Origin of the sequence: Mucilaginibacter sp. JRF (genome assembly GCF_015223065.1) — a bacterium.
GTDB lineage: Bacteria > Bacteroidota > Bacteroidia > Sphingobacteriales > Sphingobacteriaceae > Mucilaginibacter.
Map to the genome: position 1 here is coordinate 1,078,099 of NZ_JADFBY010000001.1, position 16,929 is coordinate 1,095,027.

The following is a 16,929-nucleotide window of genomic DNA, read 5'->3' on the forward strand; positions in this document are numbered from 1 at the left end:
TTTCGTGCAGTGTGTTATTAATGTATCTACTTAAAACGTAAAAACATTATGTCGAACGCAGCATTACAGTTGGCAAATCGCTATCATGGTACCGCACCTGAAGTTGAGCCCATAAATTTAACCTGGCCCGAACGCTATATATCCATTGCATCCGGTGTAAAGTTGGGCATATCAGGATTCAAGAATCTTTTTAAAAGCCCATTTTCGAGCATCTTAAAGCTTGGCGCAAGTGGTTATTTGCTTACCCGTGGTTTTACCGGCCATTGCGAATTATATACCCGCATCGGCAAAACTACTACTGATGATGTGGTTAATGTAAACATCCGCTCATCATTTGTTGTAAATAAGCCCCGTTACCAGGTGTATGATTTTTGGCGACAACTGGACAACCTGCCACTGTTTATGAAACACCTGGAAAGCGTACAGATATTGGACAATAACCGTTCTCACTGGGAGTTAAAGTTGCCTGCCAATGTTGTTAAGGTAAGTTGGGATGCCGAAATTGTGAAGGATGAACCGGGATATATGATAGGTTGGAGTTCGTTACCGGGCTCAATCATTAATAATGCAGGCAAGGTGCGTTTCAGGGATGCAGAAAATGGGGGTACCTTGATTGATGTTGTGATCAGCTATCACCCACCTGCAGGCGGTTTTGGCGCAAGTATAGCACACGTGCTCAATCCGGTATTCAAAAATATGGTAAATGCCGATGTGCAGAATTTTAAGCAATACATGGATATTGATAATGATACCCGTGAATTGTCGGACAATGTTCTGCCAATATCGGTATCTTAAAAAATAGCATGCTCAATTTTTATAGGGTGACCCGGTAGGTGTTCACCCTTTTTTATATCAAATTAAATGCACGGGCATACTCCGTAAATTCAAAGTTGCTTGATATACCCAGCTTTTGTTTGATATTACGGCGATGTGTTTGCACAGTTTCTGCCGAAATGAATAATTCCTCAGCTATTTCGGGCGAACTTTTACCCTTGGCAACCAATTGTAATATGCTCACTTCGCGCTTGCTTAATAAGGAGAATTTATCAGCATGATCTTTCAGGAAGATGTTTTCCTGTAAAATGCGTTCAGCTTTGGGTTCAACCTCTTTCATGCTGTCTATTGGTAAGGCTACCGTTATGGTAAGTATAGGCTTGCCCTCATCATCCCACATAAAAATGCCGGTTGATGTCATGTGCCAGGTCCATTCGTTTTTCTCAGCAAATTTTACTTGCTGAAAATAGCTGAAGCTTTCATTCGCTTTATTTTCACGCAGCAGGGTTTCCATTTTGGGTAGAATGCCTTGCATATGTTCCATATTAAAATAACGCGGATAATATTCGGTACCCATTTCGTGCAATTCCTTAACGGTAACACCCAAAAGTTTTTGGCCCTTGGAGCACATATACACTACAGAAAAATCAACTATTTGATGAATGATGATCACGCCCGGCATCATTTCAGCATAGGGCGCAAAATCATTGATCTTATCAGTGATCGGTTTAGTAAGCTCCATTTAATTAGGGGGAAATAAAATTATTCCTGAATATTGTGAAATAATTTCAGATTGTAAAAAATTTAAGAATAAAAAAACGCCCGGCAAAAAATACCGGGCGTTTTTCAATGTAAAACGTTGCTAAACAGAACTATTTTACTGCGTCAATAATTGCTTTGAATGCATCCGGGTTGTTCATAGCCAGGTCAGCTAATACCTTACGGTTTAAACCGATCTCTTTAGCGGCTAATTTGCCCATTAATTGCGAATATGAAATTCCGTGCTGACGGGCACCAGCGTTAATACGCTGAATCCATAAAGCTCTGAATTCTCTTTTCTTGGTTTTACGGTCGCGGTAAGCATACTGTAAACCTTTTTCTACTGTGTTTTTAGCAATGGTATAAACCTTGCTGCGTGAACCCCAATAACCTTTGGCGAGGTTCAAGATTTTTTTACGCCTTCTTCTCGAAGCTACTGCGTTTACTGAACGTGGCATCTTGTTGTGTTTTTGGTAGTGAGTGCCGCTTTAACACGAACTTTTGTACTCTAATACCTGGTTAAAAATTTAAATTAATTACTTGCCGATACAAAGCATACGTTTAACGTTACCCATGTCAGCATCAGACACTAAGCTGGTGTGACCTAAGTTACGCTTACGTTTGGTCGACATCTTGGTTAAGATGTGGCTTTTGTATGCGTTTTTTCTTGCAATTTTACCTGTTCCAGTAAGCTTGAAGCGCTTTTTAGCACTGGAATTGGTTTTCATTTTTGGCATAACTCTTATTTGTTTGTGTTTAGACGTTTTCGCAACGTTTTATTTTTATCCCGAATATTGAATGTTCAATTTCGAATTTATCTTTTCTATCATCTGCACATTTGCATATCCACGCATCTGCACATCTAAAAATCACTATTTCTTAGCGCCTTTTGGAGCAACCGTCAGGAACATACGTTTACCTTCCAGTTTTGGCAACTGCTCTACTTTGCCTACTTCTTCAAGGGCTTGTGCAAACTTCAGTAAAAGTATTTCACCTTGCTCTTTGTATACAATTGAACGGCCTTTAAAGTGTACGTAAGCACGCACTTTTTCGTTCGACTCTAAGAATTTGATGGCATGCTTTAATTTGAACTCAAAGTCATGATCATCAGTATTAGGCCCGAAACGGATCTCCTTGATAACGGTTTGTTTGGCATTACTCTTTATCTCCTTAAGCTTTTTCTTTTGCTCGTAGATAAACTTATTGTAATCGGTTACCTTACAAACCGGCGGATTAGCATTTGGCGATATTTCAACAAGGTCAAGCTCCTGCTCATTGGCTATGGCAAGTGCATCACGTAACGAATACACGCCTGTTTCCACATTATCACCAACAAGACGAACCTCTGGTGCCTTGATGAACTGATTGATGTTATGTTCGGCCTCTTTTTTCTTGAAAGGGGGCCTTGGTCCTCTGTTGAACGGTCTGTTTAAAGCCAAGTTATACTGTTATTTCTTTAGTTATCTGTTTTATAAATTCCTCTACGCTCATGCTGCCAAGGTCACCTTGACCATGTTTACGAATTGAAACTACATTTTCAGCAGCCTCTTTTTCGCCTACTATCAGCATATAGGGGATCTTTTTAACTTCAGCATCGCGGATCTTTCTACCGATCTTTTCATCTCTGAAGTCAATTAGCCCGCAAATATCGGAATCTTTTAACACATCCGAAAGTTTTTTTGCATAATCTTCATATTTTTCAGATATAGGAAGAATTATGTATTGCTCCGGCGAAAGCCACAGCGGGAAGTTACCTGCGCAATGCTCAATCAACACAGCCACAAAGCGTTCCATTGAACCGAACGGTGCACGGTGTATCATTACCGGGCGATGTTTTTGGTTATCGCTGCCTGTGTATTCCAGCTCAAACCGCTCAGGTAAGTTATAATCAACCTGAATAGTACCCAACTGCCATTTACGGCCAAGCGCATCCTTCACCATAAAATCCAACTTAGGGCCGTAAAATGCTGCCTCGCCAAGCTCAACAACGGTTTTTAAGCCTTTTTCATCAGCTGCTTCTTTAATGGCCGATTCGGCAAGCGCCCAGTTCTCGTCAGTACCAATGTATTTGGTTTTGTTCTCCGGGTCGCGCAATGATACCTGTGCGGTATAATCCTCAAAGCCAAGCGCTCCAAAAACATATAATACCAGATCAATAACCTTTTTAAATTCTTCCTTAACCTGATCAGGGCGGCAGAATAAGTGGGCATCATCCTGAGTAAAGCCACGTACACGGGTTAAGCCATGCAATTCGCCGCTTTGCTCGTAACGGTAAACGGTACCAAACTCCGCATAACGCACCGGAAGATCCTTGTACGAACGTGGTTTTGATTTATATATCTCACAGTGATGCGGGCAGTTCATTGGTTTTAACAAGAACTCCTCTCCCTCCTGTGGTGTCTTTATAGGCTGAAATGAGTCGGCACCATATTTTTCATAGTGGCCTGATGTTACATACAGATTTTTATGGCCGATATGCGGAGTAATAACTTGCTCGTAACCTGCCTTAGTTTGTGCTTTTTGCAAAAAGTTAGTTAAACGCTCGCGCAAAGCGGTACCTTTTGGTAACCACAACGGTAAGCCCATGCCTACTTTTTCGGAGAATGTAAACAGCTCCAGTTCTTTACCCAGCTTACGGTGGTCGCGCTTTTTGGCTTCCTCCAGCATGTGTAAATATTCAGTAAGCTCGCTTTGTTTGGTAAAGGTTACACCATAAATACGGGTAAGCTGCTTGCGGCTTTCATCGCCACGCCAGTAAGCACCGGCAACACTCATTAGTTTAACCGCTTTTACAAAGCCAGTATTTGGAATGTGCGGGCCACGGCAAAGGTCGGTAAAGTTACCTTGAGTATAGAAAGTGATAGCGCCATCGGGCAGATCCTTGATCAGGTCCAGCTTGTATTCATCACCTTTCTCGGTAAAATATTCAATAGCATCGGCTTTGCTAACAGGTTTGCGGATGTACTCTGACTTTGCCTTGGCCAGCTCGATGATCTTGTCTTCGATCTTTTTAAATTCTTCGGACGAGAATTCGCGGTCGCCAAAGTCAACATCATAATAAAAGCCGGTTTCAATAGCCGGGCCGATACCGAATTTTGTACCCGGATACAAGGCCTCAAGTGCCTCAGCCATTAAGTGGGCTGATGAATGCCAGAAAGTTGATTTACCATCGGCATCATTCCAGGTAAGGAGTTTTACCGCGCTGTCATCCTCAATAGGGCGACTGGCATCCCAAACCTGGCCGTTAACTACGGCCGCTAATACGTTACGTGCTAAACCTTCGGAGATCGACTGCGCGATCTGCATAGAAGTGATTCCTTTGTCGTACTGACGAACGGAACCATCAGGGAGTGTAATATTAATCATCTACAACTATGATTCGGCCTTTTCAATATGTATTTGATAGGCCAGTTTATATAAATATGTTTTTAAAAGATCGCCTACTAACGCGACCTGTATGTTATGCAGCAAAAATATGATTTATTTAATAGCTAATGTCCTTGTTGAAAAGAAAATTTACAGGCTGATAAGAATATAGGAATCAAATCATTTACCGTATATCTTCACAATATCAGGCACCTCATCAAGCGTTATGATCAGATCGTGATTGTAAACACGCTTAAGATATTCTTTGTCGATAGTGGTTAAATGTTCGGTATGCCACTCCATCCACCACGACCATATAGTGCCTTCAGCCACACATTTATCCGGATCGGGCGGTACGCCGCATTCGTGGTAAGCAATTGGTATACTACGGTTGCTTATTGCTTTAGTTAGCTTATACATTTCGGTATGAGGACTATCATCACCATAGTCATCTGCACCCACAATATCTACATATTCATCACCAGGGTACCAGGTGCTGTCGGGCTTGGCGGTATAACCAAATACCCATATCAGGTTGTTAAGCTTTTCTTCTTTAACAAAATAATCGTACATGGTTATCCAAAGCCTTTTGAATGTTTCGGGGCCCTGTTTACTCCACCAAAACCAATTACCATTCATCTCATGAAACGGTCGCCAAAGTACAGGTACCTTAGCTTTTTGGAGTTGTTTCAGCAAACAGGCCTTCTGACTTAGTTCAGCCCAAAATGCTATATTTTCGGGTGTGCCTTTCTCAAAGCATTTATTTATGTCGATCTCTTTTTTCGAGTTATCGTATCCCTGCCCCATGGTTGGTGCACCCCAATGCCACATAATGGTTGGTATACCACCTTTGCGCCACCAATTAATGGCATGGTCAACCTCATTCACGTTCTCTGTGCTATCCATAAAATCCATACCACGTATGGCAGGCTGCTTACCCGTAACATCCTGAATATACTTTAACTCGCTATCGCCCCATTTAACATCCATTTGGCCCGATAATGTTTTTTTACCGTTGATAGCCAGCAGGTAATTATAAAGCGCACGAGCTTCTTTAGTCGCTTTTTTGTTGGATAGTTTAACGGGTTGCTGCGCCATTGTCAATGAATTCATCCCGACAATTAGAGATAAGCTGAATAGTATTACAATATGTTTTTTGAGCGACATGCTGAGTATTACAAAAACTCTCAAATATAAGTTTGCAGTATCAGCTATGCTAATAATATTTTATGGCATGATTATGCCTCATTATCATTGCTTTGGAACCTCATACCACCGGGTTGATAGTCTTTAGGTAAATATTCCGGTGGTATGGCTGTTGTGTTTCCATCCCTTACAGCATTATATCTTGGCGACATAAGCTCTATACCGGCCTCGTTAAATACATCCTGAATATTAGCATGTAATTCCGAATAAATTACTGCCTGCTTATTGGGCGATTTGGTGAAAGCGTTAATTCGGTAGCTCACATAAAAGTCATCAAGACTGGTTTGCAATACATAAGGCACAGGTTCCTTTTCAAGCATTGATGTACGCCCTGCGGCCTCTATAAGTAATTGGTGCACCTGTCGCCAGGGTACATCGTATCCGCAGGTTACTGTAGTATGAACTATTAAACCTTTATGTGTAGCATCGCTGCTGTAATTTACCGTATGGTTGCTCATTACGGTTGAGTTGGGGATGGATATGATCTCGTTCTGTATAGTGCGGATTCGGGTAACCAGTAAGTTCTTTTCGATGATATCGCCGGTAACTTCGCCTATCTTAACCCTGTCGCCTATTTTAAAGGCCCGCATGTAAGTAAGTACCAAGCCTGCTACCACGTTACCCAATGCACCGGCCGATCCAAAAGTGAACAACACACCAACAAATACCGAAACGCCTTTAAATATTGGCGACTCATTACCCGGCAGATATGGAAATATGACTACCAGCATAAACGCCAGTATCAATACCCTTATAATTTGATACGTTGGATTAGCCCAATCTGGGTAAAAGCCGGGGATGGTTAACTGGCCCCGTTCTATTTCAAGTTTGATAAAATTGAAGAACCTTAACACGTATTTGAACACTATTACCAAAACAATAATAGTGATCAGATTGGGGATGTAGTTCCAGATGGCTTCGCCTATTCTTCGTAGCGGACTTAATATATAACCCAACAAAGCGGTTGATATATCGCGTGTGAATGGAAATATACCAAACAGTATAGTAAGCGCGAAGTAAACAGTTATCAGGATGATTACCCATCGAATTAATCCGATAGCGGTATTCAATAATCCCAATTGCCTTGCCGGTGTAAGTAGCTGATAATTGCGAATGTGTACGCCTTTTTTTGATACCCTATCGTTAAGTGCAAGCTTACCGGTGAACCATTTGAACAATCGGTTTATTAAATAAATGAGCAGGCTTAATACTCCAATTACCAACAACGCGAGCAGACCTTCTTTAATGAGGGTTTGCAGGCTCGTTTCATCACGATGTACGGTTATGGCAGTGCCCATAGCTACGCTTAGCTTTTGGGCAAGCTTTTCGCGGGTTGTATTTTCCCAAAGGGCATCCATATCTGATACCGACATGATCAGCTCATCGGCATAAATAATATCAGTAGTTTGTTCGGCATCGGTTGTTTTTAATGAATCGGCACTAAAGCGGTAGTTGTCGGCGAGCTTTATCAAACGTTGTTGAATGGCTTCTGCCCTATCTTTGGCGGTAAAACTGCCCTGTTTAAGGTATATCGAGAAAACTGTATCCTTAAACGGCGCAACAGCGAAACCCTTAACAAACCTGCGCAGCGAATCAACCTTTTGTTTTTGCCTGATGATACGTAGTGAATCCTTCTGTTTTAAAGCATTAAGCTCGTTTACAAGCATCGAGCGCTGATCATTATTACCGGTAAGCTGAGCTACCTTAGCCTCAAGCTCGGCGCGTTTTAACGAGTCGGCTACCCGTTCGGCTGATAGCTGCTGGACACTGTTTAACTGATTTTTTACCTTATCGTTATGCGTAGTATCGATTTGATTTGTAGTAGAATCAGGCGATTGTGCTAAAGCTACATTTATCGAAAACAGGGCGAGAAACAGTGCAGGTAAATATTTGATCATATACAAACTTAATTAATCACAAATTAATGATTAACATATAAAGTGAATTACTGTTCCATTGATTGAATTAGCCCCATATACAACAAGAGCCGCCCGTAAGGCAGCTCTTGTTGTATTAGATATGTATTTATTATTACACGGTTATTGTTTCGCCTATAGCCGGCAATAGTAAAGTTATGCCGGCTGCTTCAAAACGTTTTTTAGCATCTTCGGTATCTATCATAATAAAGCCAAAAGTATTGTAATGTACACCGATAACGGTTTTTACATTCACCATTTTCGCGGCCTCAATGGCGTCATCAATCCCCATGGTCAAATCATCGCCTATAGGTAGTACGGCATAGTTAAGGTCGGCCCAGCGAGGCACCAGTTGCATATCCATAGTTAATGCGGTGTCGCCGCTGTAATAGAAGTTACCCTCGTCGCTTTTTAAGGCAAAACCTGTGGCTACGCCGCCATAGCTGCCATCGGGCATACTGCTTGAGTGTACCGCGGTAAAGCATTTAACCTTACCAAAATCAAGCGCCAATTGCCCGCCCGGATTTAGCGGATGCGTATTGCTGACACCGTTGTTGTTGAACCAGCTGTGAACTTCAAAGCTCGCTATTACCTTAGCACCTGTACGGGTGGCAATAACTTCGGTATCGTTCATGTGGTCAAAATGCCCGTGCGATACAAAAATGTAATCAGCCGGTACGGCGTTTACATCAATAGCTTTTGCCAGCTCGTTTGGCGTGATGAAAGGATCGAAAAGGATATGCTTGCCGCCTATTTTAACAGCGAAACAGGCATGGCCATAATAGTTAAATTCCATAGTGATAGTTTGTTTAATTATTAAATCAGACTCCCGTTTGTTAAACAGGAACTGCGGTGTTTTGTTGAGTGTTTCTTTAACCAAACCGGTAATGTATGGGTCGGTAAAATCGGCAGCGAAATGCAATACATTATCCAGATAGCTGAATTCTTCAGCTTCGTGCGTAGTGGTCAATATCACGGTTTTCATACCGGCGTTCGCGGCTGCCTCCGCTCCTTTGGGTACATCTTCAAATACCAGGCAATCCTGCGGAGCAACGTTCAGTAATTCAGCAGCCTTTAAAAATGTTTCGGGGTGTGGTTTGCTGATGCTCACATCATCGGCACTAACAACCACGGGGATGTATTTGCGTATACCGAGCCCATCAAGCACAAAATCAATATTAAAGGTAATGGCTGCCGAGCCGATAGCCATTACAATGCCTTTCGCGTGCGCTTGTTCTAAAAACTCATGCAGACCGGGCAGAAGCTTCAACTCCGGTAAAAAGGCTTTTTGATAGCGCTTTTCTTTTTCGAGGGATAGTTTATCCATCTCCTCAATACTAAAATGATCCTGCCCGAACATGCGCACCAACAGCTCATGGTTTTTACCGTACATGTTTTGCTTAACCTGTTCGCGGGTAAAGTTACCGCCAAGATCGTTGTTCAAAATATCTTCCCAGGCTAAGGTATGGTACCACATATCGTTGATCATGGTACCGTTCAGATCGAATATTATCGCTTTCATATATATGCGCAGTAGTGTCGGGCTAAGGTAGGTCTATTGCGGTAAAATGACCAATATAAGTTTCAACATTTATTTAAATATGACAATGACTTATTGGTATCAATTGTGTTATTTAATGATTATGAGGCTAAGTATTTCTTTGTTAATTTGTAATATAGCATCAACCAACACATTAACCTATGCAAAGCTTTTTGAACGAGAACTTTTTGCTTACCAATGATACCGCTCGTAAATTATATTATGATTACGCCGCCCATCAACCCATAATTGATTATCACTGCCACCTGCCGCCTGATGAAATAGCACAGAATAAAGTGTTCAGTAATTTAACTGATGTTTGGTTAAAAGGCGATCATTATAAATGGCGGGCAATGCGCACCAATGGCGTTACCGAAGATTATGTTACCGGCAAGCGCGGTGATTACGAAAAGTTTGAAAAATGGGCCGCTACCATCCCCTACACCTTACGTAACCCACTATACCATTGGAGTCATTTAGAATTACAGCGATATTTTGGTATTAGCGAAATACTCTCACCTGCCACAGCAAAGGGTATTTATGATGAATGTACAGCTATGTTGCAACAGCCTGAATTTAGTACACGATCACTCATTACCCGGATGAATGTAGAGGTAATATGTACTACCGATGACCCGATAGATAGCCTGGAGCACCACAAAAAGCTGAGCGATGATGGCTTTACTACAAAGGTATACCCTACCTTCAGGCCTGATGAGGCGATGAATACCGGTAATCTGGTAACATTAAATACTTATATCAATAAGCTTGAAGCGATAACCAATATTGATATAAGTACTTATAGCGATTATTTGACCGCGTTGAAAACACGTCATGATTATTTCGCTGCTCATGGCTGCAAACTATCTGATCATGGTTTGGAGCATTTATATGCCGATGATTATACTGATGAGGATATTGAAGATATTTTCGACAAGATTAGAACAGGCAAACCGGTTTCGCCGCATGAGGCAGATCAATTCAGATCGGCATTGTTATTTGAAGTAGCCCGCTGGAACCATGAAAAAGGCTGGGCGCAGCAGTTTCATATAGGCGCTATACGCAACCTGAATAGCAAGAGCATGGAAACACTCGGCCCAAATACTGGTTGGGATGCCATTGGCGATTTTAGTCATGCCAGATCGCTTGCCCGTTTTTTGGATAAGTTAAACAGTGCTAATGCCCTTGCCAAAACCATAGTTTACAACCTTAATCCTGCCGACAACGAAATGATAGCCGCCGTTTTAGGTTGTTTTAACGATGGCGAGATATTGGGCAAAATGCAATTTGGTTCGGCGTGGTGGTTTCTTGATCAAAAGGATGGAATAACCCGGCAGCTTAATTCACTGTCAAACATCGGATTGATCAGCCGAATGGTGGGTATGCTGACGGATTCACGCAGTTTCCTGTCGTACCCTCGGCACGAATATTTCAGGCGCATATTATGCAACCTGTTTGCTGAGGATATTGAGAACGGCGAATTGCCTGCCGATATAGAATGGACAGGCCAGATCATTAATGATATATGCTATCACAATGCGCGCAACTATTTCAACTTTGCTTATTGAGCATCTGTAACGTCACCAAACAGACCGCTGCTCAGGTAGCGGTCGCCACGGTCGCAGGCTATAAATACTATGGTTCCGCTATCTAAGGTTTTAGCAAGATTGATTGCAGCGGTGCATGCTCCGCCTGTGCTCATACCAGCAAAAATACCTTCAACTTTAGCAAGCCGACGAGTCATGGCTACGGCTTTGGCCTCATCAATATCTATGGTTTGGTCAACACTGGCCGGATTAAATATTTTAGGCAGATAAGCCTCCGGCCAACGGCGTATACCCGGTATTGATGAACCCTCGGTAGGCTGGCAACCTACAATTTGTATGTCGGTACTTTTTTCTTTAAGGTATTTTGAGCAACCCATAATGGTACCGGTAGTGCCCATCGCGCTTACAAAGTGGGTTATCTTTCCCTGTGTATCGCGCCAAATTTCAGGCCCGGTAGTTTTATAGTGGGCCATATAGTTATCACTATTAGCAAACTGATTTAACAGGAAGTAGCCGGGTTTAACGCCCTTTTCTTCGGCATAATCACGGCAAACCTCAATGCTTTCGAGCAAGGTTACCTTTGCGCCATAAGCTTCCATAGTTAGCGTACGCTCGCGGGTGGAGTTGGCAGGCATAACCAGTTCAATATCCAGGTTATATAGGCGGGCTATCATCGCCAAAGCTATACCGGTATTGCCGCTGGTGGCTTCAACAAGCTTAGTGCCTTCCTTAATATCGCCACGCTCAATGGCGCTGCGAATCATGTTGTGCGCTGCCCTGTCCTTAACACTACCGCCTGGGTTGTTGCCTTCCAGTTTAGCATAAACCTCAACGTTGGGGTTAGGGTTAAGCTTTGCCAGTTTAACTAATGGTGTATTGCCTATAAAATCAGTAACTCCTGCCATTTCAAACTTATATTATTCTTGTGTAACGTTTTGTATGGTAATCTTAGGTATATGAAAAACGGTTGAATACGGCGCTACGCTACCGGTAAGCCATACGTTACCGCCAATTACGCTATCATGCCCTATCACCGTATCGCCGCCCAATATAGTGGCGCCCGAGTAAATGATCACCCTATCCTCAACATTTGGATGCCTTTTTATACCGGATAGGCCTTTACGCACACTTAAAGCGCCAAGTGTAACACCCTGATACAACTTTACATACTTGCCAATAACACAAGTTTCGCCAATTACAATACCCGTACCATGATCAATATGGAAATACTCGCCAATAACAGCAGCAGGATGAATATCAATGCCTGTTTTTGAATGCGCGTGTTCGGTCAGTATCCTTGGTATAAAAGCTACATCGAAATTATAAAGTATATGTGCTATCCTGTAAAAGCAAATGGCATAAAAGCCGGGGTATGTGCGTATAACCTCAAACTCGCTTTTGGCGGCCGGGTCGCCATCATATATGGCTTGTATATCAGTGTTTAAGGTATCGTATAATGATGGAAGATCATCAAAAAAGTCGGCGGCTATCTGGCATCCTGTTGCAGAGTCGGCGTGTGCGCCGGTACTTAATATGCTGGCCAGTTCATCGCGCAGAGCCGCAACATGTTCTTCCAGACCCGCTATCGAATCAAATTCAACGGTTGAATGCTCAGGGTATAATAAATAAATCACCTTGAGCGCCCAGCCCGCTATCATATCATTCGACGGGACAACCTGTTGTGCTCTCGGCTTATTGAGTAATGCTTTGTAAAAATTGTCATTCATAAAATCGGTGGTTCAGTATGCCGGTTATGGCAAAAGTACGTTTTTAGTTAGTTACCCAATGTCATGCAAAAAACAAATACAGCTAAAAGCGGCCAATTTGTTACTTCAAAACATTCAAATATCCATATCCAATAATGCCTGATACGGGTCGCCCTGCAAACCTGATGCCTTAGCAAAAGCGGGTTCGGTTTTGTATCCCTCTTTTTTTAGGGCGATTATTGTATCCCGAAAATCCTCTCCGTGTAGCAGCAACAGTTTGTTCTCGATGATCATGTGGCGATACGCGTTTTGCAAATGTGTAGGTACAGGTTGTCCAAATATTTCGATCTCCCAATCATCAGCGTAAAAATCAGCTATGATACTTTCATTATCTTGATTGTGCCCGATATTAAATTTTTTAAAGCTTTTAAAATTGGATGCTATGGTATCTTCAAATTCATCGACACTATCATAACAACATATAATATCAAGATCACTACCTGGAATATCTATACCAATGGGTACCGTGCCGGTTAATATGGGGTTAAAGTCCGCAAGCACTTCCATTATATGATACTTGACCAATGTATCGTAAGCACTTCGTTGCCTCGAATTGCCCGTTTTCAAATACTCAATGGTATCAAAAATCTGATCGCTCATTTTGTAATTATCAGGCAAAAATGTCAATTACAGGTAATAAGTGCTTAATGGTTATATAATTAATAGCACATTTAGCTGTTTAGTTAATTTTGTTAGGGTAATAAGCAATAAATTGATTTATGTTTTGCCTAAATTTGGATTCTACAACATCGGTGAGCAATTAACATTGTTATCGATTGATATTTGATGATACATCTTACTTTTATTAAGAATGGATAACCCGACTTTAAAGTCAAAAAATGATAGTTTACATGATAGCTTGCTGATACAGGTTCTTTCATCATCAGCTTATGCTACAGCAATATATACAAGCGAGAAACTACATATAGGTTTTGTGAACGATGGTATGCTGCGTATTTGGGGTAAAGACCGCGGTGTGATGGGTAAAACATTTGAGGAGGCTATACCTGAAATGGAAGGTCAGCCGTTTACCGATTTGTTAAAGCAGGTATGGCATACAGGCGTTACCTATACAGCCGAGAATACCCCTGCCGACCTGGTTGTTGATGGCGAACTGCAAACATTTTATTTTGATTTTGAATACCGCCCCATAAAAAGCGATACCGGCGATGTATACAGCATATTGCATACCGCGGTTGATGTTACTGAAGAGATTAGGCAGGGTAAAGTTATTGTTGAAAAGGAAAACCACGAGCAGGAACTATTTGAAGAACTCGCGGCATCAAACGAGGAACTTACCGCTATAAATGAAGAATACCTTGCTACCAACGAGGAGCTTTCGGCCACTAACGAAGAATTAACGGCTACTATTGAGGAACTGGCTCAATCGCAAATGGAACTGCGCTACAGCAAATCAAAGGTTGAGCAAATACTTAATTCGCTTGCCGCGCCCGTGGTTGTTTTGCAGGGGCATGATTTTATTATCAGATCGGTTAACCAGGCTATACTTGATTTTTGGAATAAAACAGTTGACCAGGTATTGGGTAAACCGATGCTCGAGGTATTCCCCGAGGTTGGCGAACAGATATTCCCCACAATATGGAAACATGTGCTTGATACCGGCGAAACTGTAGTTAAGGAAGAAGTTGCAGTATATTATAAGAATGATGACGGTACAGAGCGCCGTTTCCTGGCCGATTTCCATTACCAACCACTGCGCGATCTGGATGGAAAAGTGAACCGTGTACTGGCAACGGTAATTGATAACACCGAGCGTATACTGGCACGCAAAACCATTGAAAAGGCCGAGGAACAATTGCGCCTGGCTATCGAATCATCAAAATTGGGCACCTGGCATATTGATGCTAAAACTTATGAGTTTTTACCATCAATACGGATGAAAAGCTTTTTCGGATATAACGAGGAAGATTACATGAGTTATAATGATGCCCTGGCGCTTATTAGTGATGATTGCCGCGATCGTGTTAAAAACGCTATGCGCAACGCCATGACCAAAGGCATTCACTTCGACGAGGAGTTTAGCCTGCGTACCCGCGAAAGTCAGCAGCTACGCTGGTTTAGGGCTACAGGCAAATTATATGAGGATAAGGACGATGGTAACAAATACTTCTCGGGCACATTACTTGATGTAACAGAGGCCAAGGAAGATGATATACGTAAAAATGATTTTATAGGTATGGTAAGCCACGAGCTTAAAACACCGCTTACATCACTTAATGCCTATTTGCAAATGCTAACCGCGAAGGCACATAAGGCCGAGGATGTTTTTACAGCACAAGCATTGGGCAAGGCCGGTACGCAGGTTAAAAAAATGACCTCGCTCATCAATGGTTTCCTTAATGTGTCAAGGCTGGAATCGGGCAAGATATATCTGGAAAAACAAGAGTTTGACCTGGAGCAACTGGTTGATGAGGTTGAGGACGAGATGAAGCTGATCCATACCAGTCACCCGATAATTTTTAACCGCTGCAAACCTGTAATTGTAGATGCTGACAGGGATAAAATAGGTCAGGTAATTAATAATTACTTAAGCAACGCTATTAAATACTCACCTAAAGGCAGCCCAATTGTAGTTGAATGCTCTGAAACTGACGGCCGTGTACGCGTTACCGTGAAAGATGGCGGTATTGGTATTCAGGATCAGGATAAACACAAGCTGTTTGACCGTTATTATCGAGTTAGCAACAACCAAACCCAAACCGTTAGCGGCTTTGGCATCGGCTTATATTTATGTGCCGAGATAATACGCAGGCATGAGGGCGAAATAGGCGTTGACAGCGAGCCGGGTAAAGGTTCGGCATTTTACTTTGAGCTGCCTGCCATCAATAACAGCTAAAACAGATTTTAATAATAAAAAGGCGATACCATGCTCAAAAAGCGTGGTATTGTTATTTTTGCCGCATGGATATCGAAGAAAGAATACAACAGTCAGAAACGCGCATGTTCAGACCCATATTTCCGGGCGACACGAACCACTATGATACCCTGCATGGTGGCAATGCCATGTTCATGATGGATGAGGTGGCTTTTATGGCTGCAACCCGGTTTAGCCGTAAACGTGTGGTTACGGTATCTTCTGATCGTATCGATTTCAATAAACCTATCCCGGCAGGTACTATTGTTGAGTTGATAGCCCGTGTGGTTCATGTAGGTAATACCAGTCTGAAAGTTTTGGTTGAAATATTCATCGAAGAAATGTACTCAGAGCATCGCGAAAAAGCCATTACCGGTACATTTACTTTCGTGGCCATTGATGAGCATAAAAACCCTATAAAGGTTTTATAGGGCAGGCGGATAGGCCAGTCGCTTAATATCAGGCACTTCAATAATGGTTTTATTATAATCGCGCAGCGTGATGTTGATCATGGCATCACCAACCTGTTTAAGTGTGCTGGTGGCATTAGGCCAAAGCGCTTTAAACACCGGGAACAGCCAGCCGATATATTTATAAAGCTTAAGCGTATTCTTTAAACCCGGCGTTGGTTTCATAAATCCTGGCCTGAAATTATATACTTTCCTGAACGGGAGCTTTGCCAGATCATTCTCCGTACGGCCTTTTACACGTGCCCACATTACACGGCCGGTTTCGCTGCTATCAGTACCACTGCCCGATACATAGCAGAATACCATATCCGGATTAATGGCTGAAAGAGTTTTGGCAAAGCCCAGGGTTAAGTTATAAGTCAGATTTGTATACTCCTCCTCTCCTTTACCTACCGAACTTACACCCGCGCAAAAATAGCAGGCATTGTAATCGCTCAACTGATCGGCAATGGCAGATATATCTGAAAGATCAGCATGAATGACCTCTTTAACTTTTGTATGCACCACGCCTGATGGGCGACGGTTTATCAGCAAAACAGCTTCAACGTGTGGGTTGTTAAGGCATTCGTGCATTACGCCCTCACCTACCATACCCGTTGCGCCTGTTATAATTGCTTTTATTTTCATGTAAGTTTTATAGGTTATGTATCTGTATAAACGATTTGACAGGATTAAGATTTTAAATAATTTTACATTTTTAAGCTTTTATT

16 protein-coding genes and 1 pseudogene are annotated in these 16,929 nt (G+C 42.2%); 4 read left to right on the forward strand and 13 right to left on the reverse strand.

Annotation, left to right across the window (positions count from 1 at the left end):
• Positions 1-48: 48 nt before the first annotated feature.
• Entirely contained in the window at positions 49-795 is a 747-nt protein-coding gene (locus IM792_RS04410; RefSeq protein ID WP_194100571.1) for an SRPBCC family protein, read from the forward strand.
• A 52-nt stretch (positions 796-847) separates the two neighbouring features.
• On the opposite strand, the gene IM792_RS21260 is transcribed toward IM792_RS04410, so the two are convergent.
• From IM792_RS21260 to IM792_RS04455, 9 genes and pseudogenes are all read right to left on the reverse strand, one after another.
• Complete coding sequence (locus IM792_RS21260; protein ID WP_228084925.1) at positions 848-1,516, reverse strand: helix-turn-helix transcriptional regulator; 669 nt, start codon at positions 1,514-1,516, stop codon at positions 848-850.
• Positions 1,517-1,646: 130 nt separating this feature from the next.
• Positions 1,647-1,991, reverse strand: coding sequence for a 50S ribosomal protein L20 (gene rplT, locus IM792_RS04420; protein ID WP_194100572.1), 345 nt, complete (start codon positions 1,989-1,991; stop codon positions 1,647-1,649).
• Between the two features lie 78 nt (positions 1,992-2,069).
• Positions 2,070-2,270: a 50S ribosomal protein L35 gene (gene rpmI / locus IM792_RS04425; protein WP_173413919.1), complete on the reverse strand. Its 201-nt coding sequence runs from the start codon at positions 2,268-2,270 to the stop codon at positions 2,070-2,072.
• 135 nt (positions 2,271-2,405) lie between these two features.
• Positions 2,406-2,972: a translation initiation factor IF-3 gene (gene infC, locus IM792_RS04430; protein WP_194100573.1), complete on the reverse strand. Its 567-nt coding sequence runs from the start codon at positions 2,970-2,972 to the stop codon at positions 2,406-2,408.
• 1 nt (position 2,973) lies between these two features.
• Positions 2,974-4,899 carry a threonine--tRNA ligase gene (thrS, locus tag IM792_RS04435; RefSeq protein ID WP_194100574.1) on the reverse strand — a complete coding sequence of 642 codons (1,926 nt, stop codon included), beginning with the start codon at positions 4,897-4,899 and terminating at the stop codon, positions 2,974-2,976.
• A gap of 180 nt (positions 4,900-5,079) precedes the next feature.
• Positions 5,080-6,012, reverse strand: coding sequence for a glycosyl hydrolase (locus IM792_RS04440; protein ID WP_194100575.1), 933 nt, complete (start codon positions 6,010-6,012; stop codon positions 5,080-5,082).
• A 125-nt stretch (positions 6,013-6,137) separates the two neighbouring features.
• Complete coding sequence (locus tag IM792_RS04445) at positions 6,138-8,003, reverse strand: mechanosensitive ion channel family protein (RefSeq protein ID WP_228084926.1); 1,866 nt, start codon at positions 8,001-8,003, stop codon at positions 6,138-6,140.
• Positions 8,004-8,136: 133 nt separating this feature from the next.
• Positions 8,137-8,817: a metal-dependent hydrolase gene (locus IM792_RS04450; protein WP_194100806.1), complete on the reverse strand. Its 681-nt coding sequence runs from the start codon at positions 8,815-8,817 to the stop codon at positions 8,137-8,139.
• A gap of 90 nt (positions 8,818-8,907) precedes the next feature.
• Positions 8,908-9,543, reverse strand: a pseudogene (locus IM792_RS04455) (HAD family phosphatase); the annotation flags it as partial.
• A gap of 179 nt (positions 9,544-9,722) precedes the next feature.
• Here IM792_RS04455 and uxaC point away from each other — a divergent pair.
• Positions 9,723-11,129, forward strand: coding sequence for a glucuronate isomerase (gene uxaC, locus IM792_RS04460; protein WP_194100576.1), 1,407 nt, complete (start codon positions 9,723-9,725; stop codon positions 11,127-11,129).
• Here uxaC and cysM read toward each other — a convergent pair.
• The 3 genes from cysM to IM792_RS04475 all read right to left on the reverse strand — a co-directional run bounded on the left by cysM (position 11,123) and on the right by IM792_RS04475 (position 13,474).
• Positions 11,123-12,013, reverse strand: a complete 891-nt coding sequence (gene cysM, locus IM792_RS04465; protein ID WP_194100577.1) for a cysteine synthase CysM — start codon at positions 12,011-12,013, stop codon at positions 11,123-11,125. The two genes, uxaC and cysM, sit on opposite strands and share 7 nt — an antisense overlap.
• 12 nt (positions 12,014-12,025) lie before the next feature.
• The gene (locus IM792_RS04470; RefSeq protein WP_194100578.1) at positions 12,026-12,835 is read right to left on the reverse strand and encodes a serine acetyltransferase; all 810 of its coding nucleotides are present in this window, start codon (positions 12,833-12,835) and stop codon (positions 12,026-12,028) included.
• A gap of 114 nt (positions 12,836-12,949) precedes the next feature.
• Complete coding sequence (locus tag IM792_RS04475) at positions 12,950-13,474, reverse strand: DUF4269 domain-containing protein (RefSeq protein ID WP_194100579.1); 525 nt, start codon at positions 13,472-13,474, stop codon at positions 12,950-12,952.
• A gap of 211 nt (positions 13,475-13,685) precedes the next feature.
• Between IM792_RS04475 and IM792_RS04480 the strand changes: the two genes are divergently transcribed.
• Both IM792_RS04480 and IM792_RS04485 read left to right on the forward strand, forming a co-directional pair.
• Positions 13,686-15,731 (forward strand): PAS domain-containing sensor histidine kinase, encoded by a 2,046-nt coding sequence (locus tag IM792_RS04480; protein WP_194100580.1) that lies wholly within the window; start codon positions 13,686-13,688, stop codon positions 15,729-15,731.
• Positions 15,732-15,796: 65 nt separating this feature from the next.
• Positions 15,797-16,180, forward strand: coding sequence for an acyl-CoA thioesterase (locus IM792_RS04485; protein WP_194100581.1), 384 nt, complete (start codon positions 15,797-15,799; stop codon positions 16,178-16,180).
• On the opposite strand, the gene IM792_RS04490 is transcribed toward IM792_RS04485, so the two are convergent.
• Positions 16,175-16,846: an NAD-dependent epimerase/dehydratase family protein gene (locus IM792_RS04490; RefSeq protein ID WP_194100582.1), complete on the reverse strand. Its 672-nt coding sequence runs from the start codon at positions 16,844-16,846 to the stop codon at positions 16,175-16,177. The genes IM792_RS04485 and IM792_RS04490 overlap by 6 nt on opposite strands.
• Positions 16,847-16,929 lie beyond the last annotated feature (83 nt).

Bases quoted from the DNA above. Each gene is read 5' to 3' on its own strand.
- IM792_RS04410 (WP_194100571.1), top strand. From the start codon at position 49: ATGTCGAACGCAGCATTACAGTTGGCAAATCGCTATCATGGTACCGCA.
- IM792_RS21260 (WP_228084925.1), bottom strand. From the start codon at position 1,516: ATGGAGCTTACTAAACCGATCACTGATAAGATCAATGATTTTGCGCCC.
- rplT (WP_194100572.1), bottom strand. From the start codon at position 1,991: ATGCCACGTTCAGTAAACGCAGTAGCTTCGAGAAGAAGGCGTAAAAAA.
- rpmI (WP_173413919.1), bottom strand. From the start codon at position 2,270: ATGCCAAAAATGAAAACCAATTCCAGTGCTAAAAAGCGCTTCAAGCTT.
- thrS (WP_194100574.1), bottom strand. From the start codon at position 4,899: ATGATTAATATTACACTCCCTGATGGTTCCGTTCGTCAGTACGACAAA.
- IM792_RS04440 (WP_194100575.1), bottom strand. From the start codon at position 6,012: ATGAATTCATTGACAATGGCGCAGCAACCCGTTAAACTATCCAACAAA.
- IM792_RS04445 (WP_228084926.1), bottom strand. From the start codon at position 8,003: ATGATCAAATATTTACCTGCACTGTTTCTCGCCCTGTTTTCGATAAAT.
- IM792_RS04450 (WP_194100806.1), bottom strand. From the start codon at position 8,817: ATGGAATTTAACTATTATGGCCATGCCTGTTTCGCTGTTAAAATAGGC.
- uxaC (WP_194100576.1), top strand. From the start codon at position 9,723: ATGCAAAGCTTTTTGAACGAGAACTTTTTGCTTACCAATGATACCGCT.
- cysM (WP_194100577.1), bottom strand. From the start codon at position 12,013: ATGGCAGGAGTTACTGATTTTATAGGCAATACACCATTAGTTAAACTG.
- IM792_RS04470 (WP_194100578.1), bottom strand. From the start codon at position 12,835: ATGAATGACAATTTTTACAAAGCATTACTCAATAAGCCGAGAGCACAA.
- IM792_RS04475 (WP_194100579.1), bottom strand. From the start codon at position 13,474: ATGAGCGATCAGATTTTTGATACCATTGAGTATTTGAAAACGGGCAAT.
- IM792_RS04480 (WP_194100580.1), top strand. From the start codon at position 13,686: ATGGATAACCCGACTTTAAAGTCAAAAAATGATAGTTTACATGATAGC.
- IM792_RS04485 (WP_194100581.1), top strand. From the start codon at position 15,797: ATGGATATCGAAGAAAGAATACAACAGTCAGAAACGCGCATGTTCAGA.
- IM792_RS04490 (WP_194100582.1), bottom strand. From the start codon at position 16,846: ATGAAAATAAAAGCAATTATAACAGGCGCAACGGGTATGGTAGGTGAG.